Genomic DNA, 16,414 nt, shown 5'->3' with positions numbered 1-16,414 from the left:
TATCAAAAATGATGTTTATGAGATATTTCTTTATTTTATTTGCGATTGCCGGCTTGCTTATTAATCCTTCCGCTGCAGAGGCTTGCACCGGTATTACCTTAAAAAGCAAGGACAGTACGACTATTGTAGCACGTACGATAGAATGGGGTGGAAGTAATTTGAACAGCCAGTATGTCGTGGTTCCAAGAGGATACACCGAACGATCGTATACTCCGAATGGGGTTGATGGAATGACTTTCACGGCACGTTATGGATATGTGGGCTTGGCAGTGGAGCAAAAGGAATTTATCGCTGAAGGACTCAATGAGGTTGGGTTATCGGCTGGATTGTTTTATTTTCCAAAGTACGGTGAATATGAGAAATATAATGCCGCAGTTCGGGATAAAAGTATCTCTGATCTGCAATTAGTGTCTTGGTTGTTGGGGGAATGTTCAAATGTAGAGGAGGTGAAAGAGGCTGTTAAGAAAGTGCATGTTATCAATATAGATCCCCGTGCGTCTACCGTTCATTGGCGGTTTGCCGAGCCGTCGGGACGTCAACTGGTTCTTGAGATTATTAAGGGTGAGCTACACTTCTATGAGAATACGTTAGGAGTTCTGACTAATTCTCCCAGTTTCGAGTGGCATCTGACGAACCTGAATAATTATGTTAATCTTTTCCCGGGTACGGCCCCCAATCAACAATTAGGAAATATCGAGTTGTCTTCATTTGGTGCGGGAAGCGGTTTCCTTGGGATTCCGGGCGACGTAACTCCACCGTCACGTTTCGTTCGTGCGGCTTTTTACCAAGCTTCGGCCCCACAACAAGAAACCGCATTGGAAACGGTCTTCCAGTGTTTCCAGATATTGAATAATTTTGATATTCCCGTAGGGATCGAATTCCCATTAGGGCAAGTACCTTGCGATATACCGAGCGCTACTCAATGGACTTCGGTTACGGATATGCGAAACCATGTGATTTATTACCGTACGATGTACAATAGCGTTATTCGGAATATAGATTTACGTTCCATTGATTTCTCCACGGTTCGTTATCGTGCGGTATCCATGGATGGGACGAAGCGACAAGCGGTTGAAACGATCAAAATAGAATAGGGCAGTGAGCTCTTTGGGGGATATCTCGTAAGTCAATAGGATAGGTGATAAAACTCAATGGAATAGGAAACATAACTCAATGGATTACGTTCCCTATTCTATTGGGTTTCGATTGATGATCTAAATCTTATAATAGTAATCCGGCCGCAACTTCCTCCGCAACCGCATCACCTTTTAGTACAGATACTAAAGCTAGGCCAAAATTGAATACCAAGCCCGGTCCTCTACCGGTTACTACATTTCCATCTACCTCGACAGCCTCGCCTGTTACGGTGGCACCAATCAATTTCGGTTCGAACCCGGGATAACAAGTGGCTTTGCGACCTTTTAACAAACCTAGACCGCCTAATACCATCGGAGCTGCGCAGATAGCCGCTACGATACGTCCTTCACGGTATTGTTGTAATAAGGCTTCTTTCACCGGTTCCGAATTGTTTAAGTTGGATGCTCCGGGCATGCCTCCGGGTAAGATCAAGGCATCAGCATCCGAAAGATCGATTTCGGTAAATGTGGCGTCAGCCGTATATTCCATATTGTGAGCACCAATCACTTTACGGTCGTCGGTGATGGAGACTGTTTTCGTGTCTATACCTCCGCGACGCAAAATGTCTACGGTTCCCGTGGCTTCCATTTCCTCGAAGCCATTCGCTAAGAATACGATCGCTTTCTTCATAAGATTCAATTATTTAAATTTGTACACGTAAGTAATAGTACCACTCTGGTTATTAGCGCCACTGATACTGTTGAACTTCGCCTTTCGAGCTGCGTCCAAAGCGCTTTTACGCATGGAGGCGTTGTCGATATTAGTTCCCCGACCTACCTCGGCAAATATAACATTGCCTTTCGGATCTACGGTTATATTGATAACAATACGACCTTCTTCTTGGATCGTGTAAGCGGGACGAGGGAGACCTCCGGCACCAATGGAACGGCCGTTCAAATTAAATGATCCGTAACCGCCTACGCCTTCATTCGCCCCATGATCAGAGTTACCGAACGGACTTCCTTGGTTACCGGTTCCGCTTTCAGCGTCACCTTGGCTGTTACCCTCGGCGTTTCCCATACCAAAAGCTCCGGCCACCTTGTTGCTAATGGCTTGTTCCTTCTTGCGGCGTTCCTCGGCCAGACGTTTCTTCTCGGCTTCTTCCCGGCGGATACGTTCTTTCTCCTCCTCTTCTTTCCGTTTCTTCTCAGCCTCTTGTTTCTTGCGTTTCTCTTCCTCTTTCTTCTTTTTAGCGTCCTCAAGGGCTACGCTTTCCTCGATATCTTGAGTGATGAGTTCCTGCTTGGGCGTTTCCACTTGCGGCTCCGGTACGGGAGGAGGGGGAGTGGTCGTTTCCTGAGGCGGTTCTTGCCCGGTATACTTAGGCTCGAACATTCCGGCGGCGGCATCTACATTCCCGAAATTAACGAGTACACCCCCGTCTTCATCCGGTACCTCGGTTTTCAATACGGTAAACCAAAGTATCAGTAGAATGACACCGTGAAAAGCAACGGTACCGATCAAACTGTATATGTCATCCTTATTCAGTCTCATATCTGTTATTTCTGCGGACGGGTGGCAAGCACCATCTTGAATTTATTCTCGTTCGCTATATTCAGTATCTTTACAATCTCTTTGTAAGGCACGGTCTCGTCGGCATATAAGGCGACGAACATCTCCGGTTCCTTCGCGTAACTATCTTGCAAGAAAGGAGTGATCTCATCAAATGAGACCTGTACCTCTTTTTGTTTTCCAAATGCCACGTAGTAATTCAAGTTTGCGTCTATCGTTACCCTCGTAAGAGGTTTCGCCGCTGTCTGCTTTTGCGCTTGCGGCAAGGTAACCTTGATGGCGTTTGGGATTACTACGGTAGAGGTAACCATGAAGAAGATCAGCAAGAGGAATATGACGTCGGTCATAGAGGCCATGCTGAACGCTTCGTTTACCTTTGTTCTTCTTTTTAGAGCCATAATTTTTTATAATTGAAAATTGAAAATGGAGAATTGAAAATTAAATAGAGGAGAGTTGGCTCATCTTCAATTTTCAATTCTCCATTTTCAATTAATTAGCCGGTTCATTTAATAAATCCATGAATTCCATCGTACGAGCCTCCATCTTGTTCACGACGTTATCTACTTGAGATACCAGATAGTTGTACGCGAACAATGTAATAATACCAACAACCAGACCACCAACAGTTGTTACCAAGGCCTCATAGATACCACCGGATAATAAGGAGACATCAACATTGGTGCCTGCGTTTGCCATATCGAAGAAAGCACGTACCATACCGGTTACTGTCCCAAGGAAACCAAGCATGGGAGCGCCGGCAGCGGTCGTCGCGATCAAGGGGAAACCTTTTTCCAGTTTAGCGATCTCCAAATTTCCTACATTCTCGATCGCTACGAGCACATCGTTCATCGGACGGCCCAAACGGGTAATGCCTTTCTCGATCATACGGGCGGAAGGTGTGTTGGTGCTCCGGCATAAATTGAGAGCCGAGTCCACTTTTCCTTCATGGATATAGTCCTTAATACGATTCATGAACGTCTCGTCTTCTTTTCCCGCACGGCGAATGATGATCAGACGTTGAACAAAAATATAAATAGCCATCAGAGAGAGCAGTAACAATACCACCATAATCCAACCTCCCTTAAAGGCAAGGTCTATCACATTGATTTCCGCTTCCGTAGGAAGGGTTACAGCCGTTAAATCCGGCATTTGATCTGCCGCCTGAGAGCCTACGGCCTGTAGTGAAAGTAAAATACTCATCGTTTTGAATTATAGGTTATAATTTTCAATATTCAATTCTTCTCCATTCTCAATTATTCAAGCATGCCTTGTATAAAGCGATCGTCTCTTGCAAACCATGATAGAGCGCATCACAAATCAAGGCATGGCCGATAGAAACCTCCTCCAGCCAAGGGATATTCTTGTTGAAGAAAGCCAGATTTTCTAAGCTCAAGTCGTGTCCGGCATTTACGCCTAATCCTAAGTTTTTAGCTAATTGAGCGGCCTCTACAAAAGGAGCGATCGCTTTGTCACGATCTTCCGGATAAAAGGTCGCATAAGGTTCCGTATATAGCTCAATACGGTCTGTACCTGTTTTCGCCGCTAGTTCGATATTCGCCAAGTCTGTTCCGACGAAGATGGATGTACGGATTCCTTGTGAGGTAAAAGTGTCTACCAATTCGCTTAAGTAATCGAAATTGTCCTTTACGTTCCAACCTGAGTTCGACGTGATGGCATCCGGAGCGTCCGGAACCAGTGTGACTTGGGTCGGTTTTACCTTCAATACCAAGTCGATGAATTTATCACAAGGATAACCTTCTATGTTAAATTCTGTCCGGATAAGAGGTTTTAGTCCATAAACATCGCTATAGCGTATGTGTCGTTCATCCGGACGGGGATGAACCGTAATTCCTTGTGCCCCGAATAATTCACAGTCTTGCGCTACTTTCAGCACGTTTGGCATATTGCCACCTCTCGCATTACGAATAGTAGCAACCTTGTTAATGTTTACACTTAAATTTGTCATTGTATATCGTATATCTTTTTTCTTTCATTACATTTGCACAAAAGTATCGGCAAATTTAGCAGGATTTAGGGAATTAACAGAATAATGTTGGTGAAAGATTTCATAACAAAGGAAATTCCGGTGTTAAAAAGTTTTGACACAGCGGAATATGCGTTGGCGTTAATGGAGGATTTTAAACTCAAGCATCTTCCGTTATTGAGTGATAACGCATACCAGTGTTTAGTGTCGGAAAAAGACTTATTGGCGATGCCGGATCCTTCGGCTACGATCGGTGAGCCGGTTTTATTCGCTCCGGCGATTTCGGAAAATGGACATTTACATGAAGCGTTGGCAATGATAACCCGATATGGATTGAGCCTGTTGCCTGTGGTTTCCGTGGACGGAACTTATTTGGGGGCGATTACCCGGGATCGTTTGGTAGATGCTTTATCCGAGCTATGTAATGCGGAGGCGGCTGGAAGCGTGATCGTATTGGAAATGATGCCACAGGATTATTCATTAACGGATATCGCCCGTTTGGTAGAGGCGAATAATGCCCATGTCCTTAATTTGTTATCCCATCAAGATAAAGATACGGGCCGTCTGCTTATAACCCTTAAGATTGATTTGGAAGATGCCTCTCCCGTGATCCGTAGTTTCGAGCGTTTCAATTATACGGTGCTTTATCATTTTATGGAGAAGGGGATGGTGGATGATATGTTGCAGCAGCGGATGAATGAGTTATTACATTATATGAATATGTAAAGTAAGGAGCGTAGAATGAAAGTTGGAATATTTGGAAGTGAATATCAGATCGAGAGACAGAATCTGATTAAACGCTTGTTTGAGAAGCTTCGTGAACAAGAGGCTGATATTTATGTGGACAGCCCTTTTTATACATTCCTTACAGATGCTTTTGGTTTTGAGCCAGTGGTGAGCGGGCTATTAGTGGGTGATGAGTTTGATCTGGATATAGCGCTTAGCGTGGGAGGAGATGGTACGTTCCTTCGTACGGCGGCCCGGGTAAATAAACAAGATATTCCTATTTTAGGTATTAATACCGGACGGCTAGGCTTCCTTGCGGATGTCAGCAGTAATGAGGTTGAGGATACGCTGGACGAGATTTTTAAGAATTACTATAAGGTAGAGGAACGAACCCTCTTGCGTTTATATACGGAAGACCGTGCGTTTCGCGGATATAATTACGCCTTGAACGAGATCGCCGTGCTGAAGCGTGATAGTTCCTCGATGATTACGATTCATACATTCTTGAATGGGGAATATCTGACTTCCTATCAGGCGGATGGTTTGGTAGTGGCTACACCTACCGGTTCCACAGCCTATTCGATGAGCGTAAATGGGCCGATTATCGTCCCACAAAGTAATAGCATTGTCTTGAGTCCGGTCGCTCCGCATTCCTTGAACGTGCGTCCGTTGGTGATTCCGGATTCAGATATAATAACGCTTCGGGTAGAGAGCCGGAATAAATATTTTCTGATCTCTTTGGATGGACGTTCGGAAATATTCCCGGCAGGTATCGAATTAAAGATGAGCAAGGCCGATTATACGACGAAAGTCATCAAACGCTATAACCATACTTTTTATCAGACGCTTCGGGAAAAATTAATGTGGGGGGCAGATGTGCGAATGAAATAATATTGTGTGCGTCCAGTCTTTGTCCAAATAGTAGCGGATAGTATTGTATTTTGTAAGCTGTTGATAAATAGACTTTTCCGTATGGATAAACTGAGCGTATCTTATGGATTTTGTCCAGTTTTTCTATTATGGGGTAAAAAATAGGGGGTATTCGATGTCCAGCTATGTCCTCTATTTGTCCAGTGCCCTTTTTTGACACACGCTTTTTAACTCTTTACTTTTGTCGGCAGATTAAATCTAGCTTAATGGAAGTATTTTCAATTATTATTCCTGTCTACAATCGTCCGGAGGAGATAGACGATTTATTAAACAGCCTTACCCGGCAGACATATGTACATTTTGAGGTTATCGTAGTGGACGACGGTTCTTCTATACCTTGTGAGCCCATAGTCAATGCCTATAATAACCGCTTGAGGATTCGCTATTTCTATATAGAGAATTCAGGTCCAGGCTTGGCTCGCAATCAAGGGGTACGTTATGCGGAAGGAGAGATCGTGATTGTCTTGGATTCGGATTGTATCGTTCCGGCCAGCTATCTGGAACAAGTACACGAGTCCTTAATGCGTTATAAGGTGGATGCCTTTGGTGGTGCTGACAGGGCGCATTCTTCTTTTTCCGCTATACAGAAAGCGGTCAATTACTCGATGACTTCTTTTTTTACGACAGGAGGGATCCGAGGAAGCCGGAGGCATTTAGATGCATTCTATCCCCGGAGTTTTAATATGGGAATGCGGAAAGAGGTGTATGAAGCCTTGGGTGGTTTCTCTGATATGCGTTATGGAGAGGATATAGATTTTAGTATCCGGATTTTTGCGGCAGGCTATAAATGCCGTTATTTTCCGGGCGCTTGGGTCTATCATAAGCGAAGAACAAATTTCGTCCAGTTTTTCCGGCAAGTATGGCATTCGGGGTACGCTAGGATTATCTTGTACCAGAAGTACCCGGAATCATTGAAATGGGTACATTGCCTGCCGGCCTTATTTGTGGTAGGTCTGCTGGGGGTATGTATTTCCGCTTTTTTCGTTCCAAAGGTATGGGGGCTATTGTTATTTTATATTTCGCTGATCTTTTTTGACGCTTTAGTGAGAAATAAGAACGGAATCGTTGCGTTGTTATCTATCATAGCGGCTTTTGTCCAATTGATCGGATATGGGACAGGCTTTTTGGAAGCGATTTGGAGAGAGGGAATTCTAAGAAAGAAGTATTAAGATAATAAATACTATTTATATGAAGTTTGCGCTGCACACATCTACTGCCATAAGCTCGGTTCTAAAGGAGCCGGAGCATTTCTATGTAGATATTTATTATCTGATCATTTTAATCATCGTCGCTTTTACCCTGCTTCTGTTATCTTTTTTGCGTTATCACCTTTATAAGACAAAAAAGGAGAAAGAACTGAGAGAAATAGCGAGTCTTGTGGATAAAAATGAAATCTTGATACAACGTTATAGTCGTGAGATGTCGCACATCAAGGAGCAATTGGAAGCGAAGGAGAAATGTTTGAAGGAATACCAGCATGCGGCTCAGTGGAAAGCGCATCGTGACGTGGAATCCTTGATCAAGGAAAAGGAGCGTTTGGCGAAGTGTTTGCTGGAACAGTTGGATACGTTCAAGAAGCTGAAGATACTTTCTAAATCGGAAACGATATTGCCGGATTCAGATTGGAGAAACTTGATCGAGATCGTAAATACTCTTTATGATGATTTTATAAGTCGTTTACGTGTCGCTTATCCGGATTTGACGGAGGATGCCATTCGTTTTTGTTGCTTGATCAAATTGCGGCTAACTTCGGCGGAGCTGATGTCAGTCTTGAATGTGACGAAGGATGCTATCTATAAACGCAAATTTCGTTTGAAAAAAGAATTGATGCCAGATGATGATACTCGTTCCCTCGACGATTTCTTGGGAAGCTATTAGATCTGAACGAATAGTTTTCTTGTTAATAACTATGTTTTAGGGCATGATTTCGTTAAATCGAGTTAAGTGAAAGAATTTTGCAAATAATTCAGTATGCTACATAACATAAAACCGCCTATATTTGCACTGTGTTTTTCATGGTATTAGATTTAAGGTTAACAATTGAGATTGGCTGTCCGTGACGGATAGCCTTTTTTTGTATAGAGGCATGAATACACGAATTTTTGAGAACACTGCTTAAGCGCCCCTTTCCGAGGGTAACATCCATACTTTCAAAGTAAGCTAATTTCATCGGCAAAGTAAGTTGACTTGCTTTGGTGTTTCAGTTAACTTACTTTGTCAATGAAGCTAACTGTATTTTTATGATCTTTTTCGGTTATTCTTTGTCTGTTTCGATTTTGTATACAATTGATGTGTTTTTGTACGCTTTTAGTTTAGGTATGCATTTAATAGTCAATTTTTTATTATATAATTTTGTCTTGTGTTTTTTTATGATTTCCTTGGTTAGCTGTTAGCACCAATTGATATATAAGGTTTGATGGCTAATAGAAGAGGGGGTAAGGAAAGAAAAATATCAAACGAATATACTTGGGACCTTAACGGACAGAACAAAATATAATATTATTCTGTTGATTGTTGTTGGAGGTAAGATTTCGTATTCCCTTAATTTATAAGAGTATATGCAAGAGAATAGGTATAATACATGTGATCGTTTTTTAGGCGGATTAGAAAAAGACTTTATTATTACGGAACAGATTGAAGATAGTCCATTGACTTCAGAGCCTTCTTTTTTGGATTACGGGATAATAGCAGTATGTAATAGAGGTAGTGCGATCATTCATTTGCTTGAAAATAAGCATGTATGGAATAAGAATGAATTGATTTTCTTATTTCCGAGACAGTTATGCTCAATGCGGAACGTGAGTGAGGACTTCTCGGCGAAGTTTATCATCATACCACATGTACTACATGGGGATGTATTAAGTTCCTTACGTCATTTTGATCCGGGATTTCATTTTTTCGTGAAGGATCATTTTTACTATAATATAGAGGATAATAATGGTATTGAGCGTTTTCAATCATTTTGCAAATTGATAGAGAATGAGCTTGAGCGGTATCGGGGTAATGGGCTTCTGAGGGAGCGGATTATATGTTACTTGGGGATTTTTTACATGGATGTTTACGACTATTATGTGAAAGTGCGTAAGAAAATCCCTTTCAGGACTAGTTTGAGAAAAGAGCAATTGATCTATGATTTCTGTAGTCTCGTGGCAGAGAATTTCAAGAATCACAAGAATGTCGGATTTTATGCGGATAAATTGAATATAACGACAACTTATTTAAGTGCGATCATGAATGAAAGGTGTGGCATTTCAGCCAAGGAGTTTTTATCTATCTATATAGTGTTAGAGGTAAAGTCGTTGCTACGTGACTCTCGATTAAATATACAGGAGATCGCTATATTGACTAATTTTCCGTCTCAATCGACATTGAATCGCTTTTTTCGTCAACGGACGGGAATGACTCTTTCTCAATATCGAAAACATATATTCTCAACATGATTATGTTTGATTTTCATATTATTTCTATAACTTTAAACTTCTGCTGCAATCGTTATTATCGTTCATTTGTTGTATAAATAACAGAGGAGATTGCTTGATTGATTTAAAGTAGGGAATTAGTGGTTATAATTTAATATGACGATGGGACAATGTAATAAAATGCTAGAGGAAATGAGCTTTAATGCCCTATTCCAGAAATTACCTGTTGGAATTGAAGTTTATGACGGGAGGGGGCAGCTAGTGGATCTCAATAGGACGGACGAGAATTTGTTCGCTATAAGCCGGAAGGATATTATGGGAATAAATCTTTTCGAGAATCCTAATTTTCCAGAGGACAAGATCGCTCGTCTGAAACAGGGAGAAATGGTTGTGTTCGATTGTAATTATGAATTTGATAATATACAAACGAATGAGTACTATAACATAGACCCAAAAAAGGAAGGTACAAATTTACGTCTGTCTATTAAATGTGTGCCGTTGAAAGGAGAGGCTGAAGATATCTGTGGATATGTACTAATGTTTACGGATGAGACGGAAGAATATCAAAAGTCGGAGAAAGTAGAGGAACTGTTCACGAAGTTGAAAACGGTTATGCGTTGCAGTGATTCCTTGCTGTGGGAATATGATGTTAAAACCGATAAGATGCATATCGATCTGGATTTACGTGTTTTAGGTAATAAATCCAGATTGAGAGCAAGTAACTTGACAACGAAAAAAGATTTTTGTGAGATCGTACATCCGGAAGATCGGGAAAGGGTACTTGTACAAGGCTTTGAAAAGATTGTTACGGGTGAGATCGGTGAATATAGTATTCAATACCGACAGCTTTTTGAGGGGCAATATGTTTGGGTGAGAGCGTATGCGTACCCTTATAAATATGATGAGGCGGGAAGACCAGCGAAAATCCTTTATTACTTGATGGACATAACGGATGAGATCGCCATGCAAGATAAATTGCGCTGGGTGGAACGAGAGCGTCAACGAAAAGAATATGAGTTAGCTAAGGCTAAAGAGGCGAATCGGCTTAAGTCTATGTTCTTGGCGAATATGAGTCATGAGATCCGTACGCCTTTAAATGCTATTGTTGGTTTCGCGAATATACTGGCAGAGACCAAGGAGATAGAGGAGGAGGAACGAGAGTTTTATGTGGATATCATTGACAAGAATAGTGAATTGCTTCTGCAATTGATTGAGGATATCCTTGATTTCTCAAAGATTGAGGCGGGAACCTTTGACATTACGAAGAGAAATTTTGATTTTAAGGAGATCTGTGAGGAAACCTATGCGGTACATGCCTTGAAGATTCCGAAAAACGTTCGATTTGTTTTCGATCGGGGCTCACAACCCGTGACTGTTTTCTCAGATCCGAAACGAGTCGTACAGGTTATTTCTAATTTCTTGACAAATGCGATTAAGTTTACTTCGGAAGGTGAGATCAAATTAGCCTATAAGGTATCGAATGATGAAATACGAGTTTCGGTCTCGGATACGGGAATGGGAATCTCGGAGGAGGATTGTAGAACTATATTCGATCGCTTTGTTAAGTTGAACGCTTGCAAACAAGGTACCGGATTAGGATTGGCGATTTGCAAAAATATTATCGAGAAACTAGGGGGACGAATCGGGGTAGAATCTACATTGGGAGTAGGTTCCACTTTTTGGTTTACCTTGCCTTTGAAGGAGATTAAAGAGAATGAACCTAAGTTCTAAGGGAATATATATTATTTTACGGATATGTTTTAAAGCATGGTTTTGTTAAATCTGGTTAAGTAAATGAGATTTGCAAATAAAACATTATGCTACATAACATAAAACCTCTATATTTGCACTGTGTTTTTCATGGTATTAGATTTAAGGTTAACAATTGAGATTGGCTGTCCGTGATGGATAGCCTTTTTTGTTTCAAAAAATCATAACCATGAGATTTTAGGAGTGTAGCTGAAGGTTTTTTCGTAAATTTGCGCTCCGTTTGTAATACTAGATCCTGTATTTAAGTGTATGAAAAGAGTATTCTGTCCAAAATGTGATAATCAGTTGTCTTTTGATGAGACCAAATATCCGGAAGGGAAGGTATTAGCCTTCGTCTGTCCGCAGTGTGGAGCGCAATTTAAGATTAAATTGGGCCGAAAGGTGGTGAAGACGGCTACCGGTGAGGAAAAAGAGGTGAAGGAACCGGATTTCTCTTGTGGTTATATTACCATTATCGAGAATGGTTTTGCTTTTAAGCAAGATCTACCATTAGTGATGGGAGATAATGTGATTGGTCGCCGTAATAAGGATACGGAAGGTGTAGATGTCCCTATTATCACGAGCGATCCAAGTATGGGGCGTAAGCATTGTGTGATTAATGTAAAGAAAGACACTAATGGCAAGTTCGTTTATATGGTGCGTGACTTTCCTAGCTTGACCGGGACTTTTGTGAAAAATGTATTGGTCGGTAAAAAAGAACAAGTACGTATCGGGGAAGGTTCGATCGTAACGATTGGCGCTACTACTTTTATCTTACATTCGGCGAACGAGGGAGAAGAAGAGGAATAAATATAAAAAACTTCAGAGGCTGTTCCCGTTTATGATCTCGATCTTTAACTTCGGGTCGGAATGATGGCAGATAAGGGATTTTGGCGTTTGTTTTGGGAGTGAGTTATAAGATATATGCTCATTCCGGGATACAGCTCTGAAGTATCACTGAGAAAACAAGGCTCATAGGTATTAAGATTAAGCCGATTAACATAAAGAAATGAAAAGAACCGAAAGAATAGTTGTATTAACTATGGTTAAAATAGGCTCTTAGGGTTTGTTTTTCTAGAAATTAGCTAACTTTTTGTGTGGTTTTTAAAATGTTAATGAGCATGAGGTTAAATAGAAATATGGACAGTCATGGAGCAGGTTCCTAAACAGCAGCCGGTAAATAAAACAGCATTCCGGGTATTGGTGGCGTTAAGCGTTACGCATTGTTTGAATGATTCGTTGCAATCCGTTATCTCGGCGGTTTATCCACTTTTCAAGGATGATTTAGCGTTGAGCTTCGCCCAAATCGGGTTGATTACGCTTGTTTATCAATTATCCGCTTCTGTTTTCCAGCCTATAACCGGTTTGGTTTTTGATAAGCGTCCCGTGGCTTGGTCGTTACCTATTGGTATGAGTTTTACGTTGGTCGGCTTGTTGAATCTCGCTTTTTCCTCTACGCTCCATTGGGTCTTGATCTCCGTATTCTTGATAGGTATCGGGTCTTCGGTTTTGCATCCGGAAGCGTCCCGGATTACCTCGCTAGCGTCGGGAGGGCGTAGGGGATTGGCACAATCGCTTTTTCAAGTGGGTGGTAATTTGGGCGGATCGTTAGGTCCGCTACTGGTTGCTTTATTGGTGGCGCCTTATGGACGGACTCATATCGCTTTGTTTTCTATACTGGCATTCGTCGCTATTTTGGTGATGATTCCTATCTGCCGTTGGTATAAGGCGTATTTGAGTCGGGTGAAATGGCAGAAGAAGTCGGGTGAGACGCATGTGGAGATGCCTCTTTCTTTGGGAAAAACAGTCTTTTCGATCTCGATATTGCTGACCTTGATTTTCTCTAAATATATCTATATGGCTAGTTTGAATAGCTACTATACCTTTTACTTGATCCATAAATTCGGGGTGAGTGTACAGACTTCGCAGATCTGTTTGTTCGTCTTCCTGATCGCTACGGCCATGGGAACCTTGGCGGGTGGTCCTATCGGTGATAAGATAGGACGGAAATATGTGATTTGGGGATCGATTCTAGGGGCAGCCCCATTTAGCTTGTTGATGCCGCATGTGGGATTCGCTTGGACGATCGTGCTTAGTTTTTGCGTGGGTTTGGTCTTATCATCGGCGTTCCCGGCTATTTTGTTGTATGCGCAAGAGTTGCTTCCTTATAAATTAGGTCTTATCTCGGGACTTTTCTTTGGATTTGCTTTCGGTGTGGCGGGTATAGCCTCGGCCGTATTAGGAAATATGGCGGATCATTATGGAATAGAGGCTGTCTACAACGTATGTGGCTTCATGCCTCTTTTAGGACTGGTTACTTGGTTCCTTCCCAACTTGAAAAAGAAGTAAAAACAATCCTCCCTTTTTCGCTGTTATTACTCCAACTGAACGTCAATTACTAAATGAGTTTATGGTGAGTAATATAGTATCTTACAGTATTCTTTTGCTGTATCTTCTTCCATGCGCTTCATGGAGCCAAGGGAACGATGTGGATTTAAGCTTGGAACAATCTCTCGACCTGCTTCATAAGGAAAATAAAAGCTTGAAAATAGCCGGGAAAGAAGTGGAATGGGCTCGGAATGAGCATCAAAAGCTAAACGCTTTTTGGTATCCGTCGGTGAACGCCGCGGGTGCTTTCGTACATATGTCGAATCCGATAGAGGTACGGCAGTCGCTGAGTAAATATACGGAACCGGCGAAGGAGTTTGTCCATAATTATATCCCGGATAATGAGTTGATCATGTCGGTATTGGATAAGATCGGGCAAGGTACTTTCTCGCTTCCGCTGATCTCCCAAAACATCACTTCTATAGACGCTACGGTGACGTGGCCTGTTTTCACGGGAGGAAAACGTATCTATGCGAACAAGATCGGAAAGACGATGGTCTCTATAGCGGAGGTGAATAGGAGCCAAGTGGATGCTAACCAACAATCCTTATTGATCGAGGCTTATTTCGGGCTTCGTTTGGGACAAAGCGTGGTGGACGTAAAAACAGAAGTGTACAATTCTTTGAAAACCCATTATGACCAAGCCCTTAAATTAGAGCAAAACGGGATGATCAATCGGGCCGAGCGTCTGTTCGCTCAGGTGAGTATGGACGAGGCGAAACGAGAACTGGAATCGGCCCGTAAGGATTTAGCGGTCGCCCAACAGGCGTTTAAAAGCTTGATTAATATGGAGGAGGGGAGCGACGTACGTACCACGACTCCTTTATTTATTAATGAGGCGCTTCCTCCGGCCCAATACTTCAAGGATCTGGTTCCGATGAATAATTATATAGTCAATCAATTGAAATTGCAGCAGGTTGTAGCCGATAATCAACTAAAGATCGGCCGGTCCGCTTATGTCCCGAATATCGCTTTATTCGGCAAACAGACTTTGTACGCTGATGGACTGGATAAATATTTGTTGCCTCGTACGATGGTAGGAGTTGGTTTTACGTGGAATATTTTTGATGGCTTGAACCGGGAGAAAACCATCCGGCAGGCAAAGATCGCTAGTCAGTCGCTTCGTTTGGGTAAGGAGAAGGCGATTACGGATCTGGAGGTCGGTATCGATAAATTCTACAGCCAGCTACAAAATGCCTTGGACAATGTAAAAGCTTTGGATACGACGATCGAGATGAGCCGGGAACTGGTCCGGGTGCGGAAGAAATCTTTCCAAGAGGGAATGGCTACTTCTACGGAGGTAGTCGATGCTGAGGTTATGCTGGCGAAGGTGAAGACCGCTTTTCTTTTGGCTTATTATCAGTATGATGTAGCCTTGATTAATCTGCTGTCTGTCTGCGGTACGCCGGAGCAGTTCCACCAATACAAGATGGAGGGAAAGACCGAGGAGCTTTTGGGGAATTGAAAATTGAGAATTGAAAATTGAAAATTTAGGAGTTATGGATAAAACTAAGAGATATTTGAGTGTGGCCTTCGTCGCAGTCTTGGCGATTGTTATAGTTGTCTCGTTGATCGGGATGATCTTGTTGAAAAAGAAGCCGGTGATCTTGCAAGGGCAGATCGAGGCAACGGAAATACGTATCTCCGGTAAGTTACCGGGGCGTATCGATACCTTTCTGGTAAAAGAGGGACAGAATGTACGCCAAGGCGATACCTTGGTAGTCATCAATAGTCCGGAGGCGTTGGCTAAATATCAACAGGTGAACGCCATGGAGAACATAGCGAAGTATCAGCACCAGAAAGTGGATGAGGGTACACGAAAGCAAATCATCGCTTCCTTGCAACAATTGTGGAATAAATCCAAATCGGATTTACAATTGGCGAAGATTACCTATGATCGGGTGAATGCCTTGTATAAAGATAGCGTGGTAACCTCACAGCGTAAAGATGAGGTGGAGGCCATGTATAAAGCGGCTGAGGCCGCCGAACGTGCCGCTTATAGCCAATATCAAATGGCGGTAGACGGGGCGCAGATACAAGATAAGGAGAGCGCCCGCTCGTTGGTGACGGCGGCGCAAGGAACCGTGGAGGAGGTGGCGGCTCTCTTACAGGACGCTCGGTTGACGGCTCCGGAATCCGGACAAATCTCAGCTATTTTCCCGAAACGGGGAGAGTTGGTTGGGGCCGGGATGCCAATCATGAACTTAGTCGTATTAGATGACGTGCATGTGGTATTGAACGTACGTGAGGATCGTTTGCCTTTATTTAAGATGGGAGGAACGTTTGTCGCCGATGTACCGGCGATCGATAAGAAGGATATTGAGTTCAAGATCAATTATATCAGTCCGTTGGGCAGTTTCGCTACTTGGAAATCTACCAAGCAGACAGGTAGCTATGACTTGCGGACCTTCGAGATACATGCCTTACCGGTGGAGAAGGTGGAGGGATTGCGTCCCGGTATGTCCGTACTCTATCAACTCCCTTGATACTATCCAGTTGTAGAGACGGAGCGTGCTCCGTCTCATCCCCTCGAAATAGTATTTAAAGTTACTGTCGGACGGTGGGAGAC

Annotated in this window: 16 protein-coding genes; 11 read left to right on the top strand and 5 right to left on the bottom strand. The window is 42.6% G+C overall.

Annotated features, from left to right (window positions below):
• Positions 1-17: 17 nt before the first annotated feature.
• On the top strand, positions 18-1,094 hold the full coding sequence (locus tag ACESPU_RS02890) for a linear amide C-N hydrolase (protein ID WP_081024217.1): 1,077 nt from the start codon (positions 18-20) through the stop codon (positions 1,092-1,094).
• Between the two features lie 127 nt (positions 1,095-1,221).
• Here the strand turns inward: ACESPU_RS02890 and ACESPU_RS02885 are convergent, their stop codons facing one another.
• The 5 genes from ACESPU_RS02885 to ACESPU_RS02865 form a co-directional block, all read right to left on the bottom strand.
• The gene (locus ACESPU_RS02885; RefSeq protein ID WP_005855842.1) at positions 1,222-1,767 is read right to left on the bottom strand and encodes a DJ-1 family glyoxalase III; all 546 of its coding nucleotides are present in this window, start codon (positions 1,765-1,767) and stop codon (positions 1,222-1,224) included.
• Between the two features lie 9 nt (positions 1,768-1,776).
• Positions 1,777-2,631: an energy transducer TonB gene (locus ACESPU_RS02880; protein ID WP_008771765.1), complete on the bottom strand. Its 855-nt coding sequence runs from the start codon at positions 2,629-2,631 to the stop codon at positions 1,777-1,779.
• A gap of 5 nt (positions 2,632-2,636) precedes the next feature.
• On the bottom strand, positions 2,637-3,047 hold the full coding sequence (locus ACESPU_RS02875; RefSeq protein ID WP_005855860.1) for a biopolymer transporter ExbD: 411 nt from the start codon (positions 3,045-3,047) through the stop codon (positions 2,637-2,639).
• A 91-nt stretch (positions 3,048-3,138) separates the two neighbouring features.
• The gene (locus tag ACESPU_RS02870) at positions 3,139-3,849 is read right to left on the bottom strand and encodes a MotA/TolQ/ExbB proton channel family protein (protein ID WP_005855862.1); all 711 of its coding nucleotides are present in this window, start codon (positions 3,847-3,849) and stop codon (positions 3,139-3,141) included.
• A 49-nt stretch (positions 3,850-3,898) separates the two neighbouring features.
• Positions 3,899-4,615 carry a pyridoxine 5'-phosphate synthase gene (locus tag ACESPU_RS02865; protein WP_008771766.1) on the bottom strand — a complete coding sequence of 239 codons (717 nt, stop codon included), beginning with the start codon at positions 4,613-4,615 and terminating at the stop codon, positions 3,899-3,901.
• A gap of 84 nt (positions 4,616-4,699) precedes the next feature.
• Here ACESPU_RS02865 and ACESPU_RS02860 point away from each other — a divergent pair, with 84 nt between their 5' ends.
• The 10 genes from ACESPU_RS02860 (at position 4,700) to ACESPU_RS02815 (ending at position 16,331) form a co-directional block, all read left to right on the top strand.
• The gene (locus ACESPU_RS02860) at positions 4,700-5,359 is read left to right on the top strand and encodes a CBS domain-containing protein (RefSeq protein WP_057318866.1); all 660 of its coding nucleotides are present in this window, start codon (positions 4,700-4,702) and stop codon (positions 5,357-5,359) included.
• A gap of 15 nt (positions 5,360-5,374) precedes the next feature.
• Complete coding sequence (locus ACESPU_RS02855) at positions 5,375-6,250, top strand: NAD kinase (protein ID WP_005855867.1); 876 nt, start codon at positions 5,375-5,377, stop codon at positions 6,248-6,250.
• A 245-nt stretch (positions 6,251-6,495) separates the two neighbouring features.
• Positions 6,496-7,458: a glycosyltransferase family 2 protein gene (locus ACESPU_RS02850; protein ID WP_005868009.1), complete on the top strand. Its 963-nt coding sequence runs from the start codon at positions 6,496-6,498 to the stop codon at positions 7,456-7,458.
• 19 nt (positions 7,459-7,477) lie between these two features.
• Positions 7,478-8,167 (top strand): hypothetical protein, encoded by a 690-nt coding sequence (locus tag ACESPU_RS02845; RefSeq protein ID WP_005868012.1) that lies wholly within the window; start codon positions 7,478-7,480, stop codon positions 8,165-8,167.
• A gap of 680 nt (positions 8,168-8,847) precedes the next feature.
• On the top strand, positions 8,848-9,729 hold the full coding sequence (locus ACESPU_RS02840) for a helix-turn-helix domain-containing protein (RefSeq protein ID WP_121960891.1): 882 nt from the start codon (positions 8,848-8,850) through the stop codon (positions 9,727-9,729).
• Positions 9,730-9,870: 141 nt separating this feature from the next.
• Positions 9,871-11,439 (top strand): PAS domain-containing sensor histidine kinase, encoded by a 1,569-nt coding sequence (locus tag ACESPU_RS02835; protein WP_158532803.1) that lies wholly within the window; start codon positions 9,871-9,873, stop codon positions 11,437-11,439.
• A 288-nt stretch (positions 11,440-11,727) separates the two neighbouring features.
• Positions 11,728-12,267, top strand: coding sequence for an FHA domain-containing protein (locus ACESPU_RS02830; RefSeq protein ID WP_005868017.1), 540 nt, complete (start codon positions 11,728-11,730; stop codon positions 12,265-12,267).
• A 339-nt stretch (positions 12,268-12,606) separates the two neighbouring features.
• Positions 12,607-13,806: an MFS transporter gene (locus ACESPU_RS02825; RefSeq protein WP_057318860.1), complete on the top strand. Its 1,200-nt coding sequence runs from the start codon at positions 12,607-12,609 to the stop codon at positions 13,804-13,806.
• A gap of 61 nt (positions 13,807-13,867) precedes the next feature.
• Positions 13,868-15,310 (top strand): TolC family protein, encoded by a 1,443-nt coding sequence (locus ACESPU_RS02820; protein ID WP_034531167.1) that lies wholly within the window; start codon positions 13,868-13,870, stop codon positions 15,308-15,310.
• Positions 15,311-15,344: 34 nt separating this feature from the next.
• Complete coding sequence (locus tag ACESPU_RS02815) at positions 15,345-16,331, top strand: HlyD family secretion protein (RefSeq protein ID WP_005868022.1); 987 nt, start codon at positions 15,345-15,347, stop codon at positions 16,329-16,331.
• The last annotated feature ends 83 nt before the right edge of the window (positions 16,332-16,414 follow it).

Source organism: Parabacteroides sp. 20_3, from assembly GCF_964238835.1.
Classification (GTDB): Bacteria; Bacteroidota; Bacteroidia; order Bacteroidales; family Tannerellaceae; genus Parabacteroides; species Parabacteroides distasonis.
Note: the sequence above shows the minus strand (reverse complement) of the source record. Positions and strands in the feature narration are given on the sequence as shown.

Excerpts from the sequence above, each read along its gene's own strand:
- ACESPU_RS02855 (WP_005855867.1), top strand. The coding sequence starts at position 5,375 with ATGAAAGTTGGAATATTTGGAAGTGAATATCAGATCGAGAGACAGAAT.
- ACESPU_RS02830 (WP_005868017.1), top strand. The coding sequence starts at position 11,728 with ATGAAAAGAGTATTCTGTCCAAAATGTGATAATCAGTTGTCTTTTGAT.
- ACESPU_RS02870 (WP_005855862.1), bottom strand. The coding sequence starts at position 3,849 with ATGAGTATTTTACTTTCACTACAGGCCGTAGGCTCTCAGGCGGCAGAT.
- ACESPU_RS02880 (WP_008771765.1), bottom strand. The coding sequence starts at position 2,631 with ATGAGACTGAATAAGGATGACATATACAGTTTGATCGGTACCGTTGCT.
- ACESPU_RS02815 (WP_005868022.1), top strand. The coding sequence starts at position 15,345 with ATGGATAAAACTAAGAGATATTTGAGTGTGGCCTTCGTCGCAGTCTTG.
- ACESPU_RS02890 (WP_081024217.1), top strand. The coding sequence starts at position 18 with ATGAGATATTTCTTTATTTTATTTGCGATTGCCGGCTTGCTTATTAAT.
- ACESPU_RS02820 (WP_034531167.1), top strand. The coding sequence starts at position 13,868 with ATGGTGAGTAATATAGTATCTTACAGTATTCTTTTGCTGTATCTTCTT.
- ACESPU_RS02860 (WP_057318866.1), top strand. The coding sequence starts at position 4,700 with ATGTTGGTGAAAGATTTCATAACAAAGGAAATTCCGGTGTTAAAAAGT.
- ACESPU_RS02885 (WP_005855842.1), bottom strand. The coding sequence starts at position 1,767 with ATGAAGAAAGCGATCGTATTCTTAGCGAATGGCTTCGAGGAAATGGAA.
- ACESPU_RS02825 (WP_057318860.1), top strand. The coding sequence starts at position 12,607 with ATGGAGCAGGTTCCTAAACAGCAGCCGGTAAATAAAACAGCATTCCGG.
- ACESPU_RS02875 (WP_005855860.1), bottom strand. The coding sequence starts at position 3,047 with ATGGCTCTAAAAAGAAGAACAAAGGTAAACGAAGCGTTCAGCATGGCC.
- ACESPU_RS02840 (WP_121960891.1), top strand. The coding sequence starts at position 8,848 with ATGCAAGAGAATAGGTATAATACATGTGATCGTTTTTTAGGCGGATTA.
- ACESPU_RS02835 (WP_158532803.1), top strand. The coding sequence starts at position 9,871 with ATGGGACAATGTAATAAAATGCTAGAGGAAATGAGCTTTAATGCCCTA.
- ACESPU_RS02850 (WP_005868009.1), top strand. The coding sequence starts at position 6,496 with ATGGAAGTATTTTCAATTATTATTCCTGTCTACAATCGTCCGGAGGAG.
- ACESPU_RS02845 (WP_005868012.1), top strand. The coding sequence starts at position 7,478 with ATGAAGTTTGCGCTGCACACATCTACTGCCATAAGCTCGGTTCTAAAG.
- ACESPU_RS02865 (WP_008771766.1), bottom strand. The coding sequence starts at position 4,615 with ATGACAAATTTAAGTGTAAACATTAACAAGGTTGCTACTATTCGTAAT.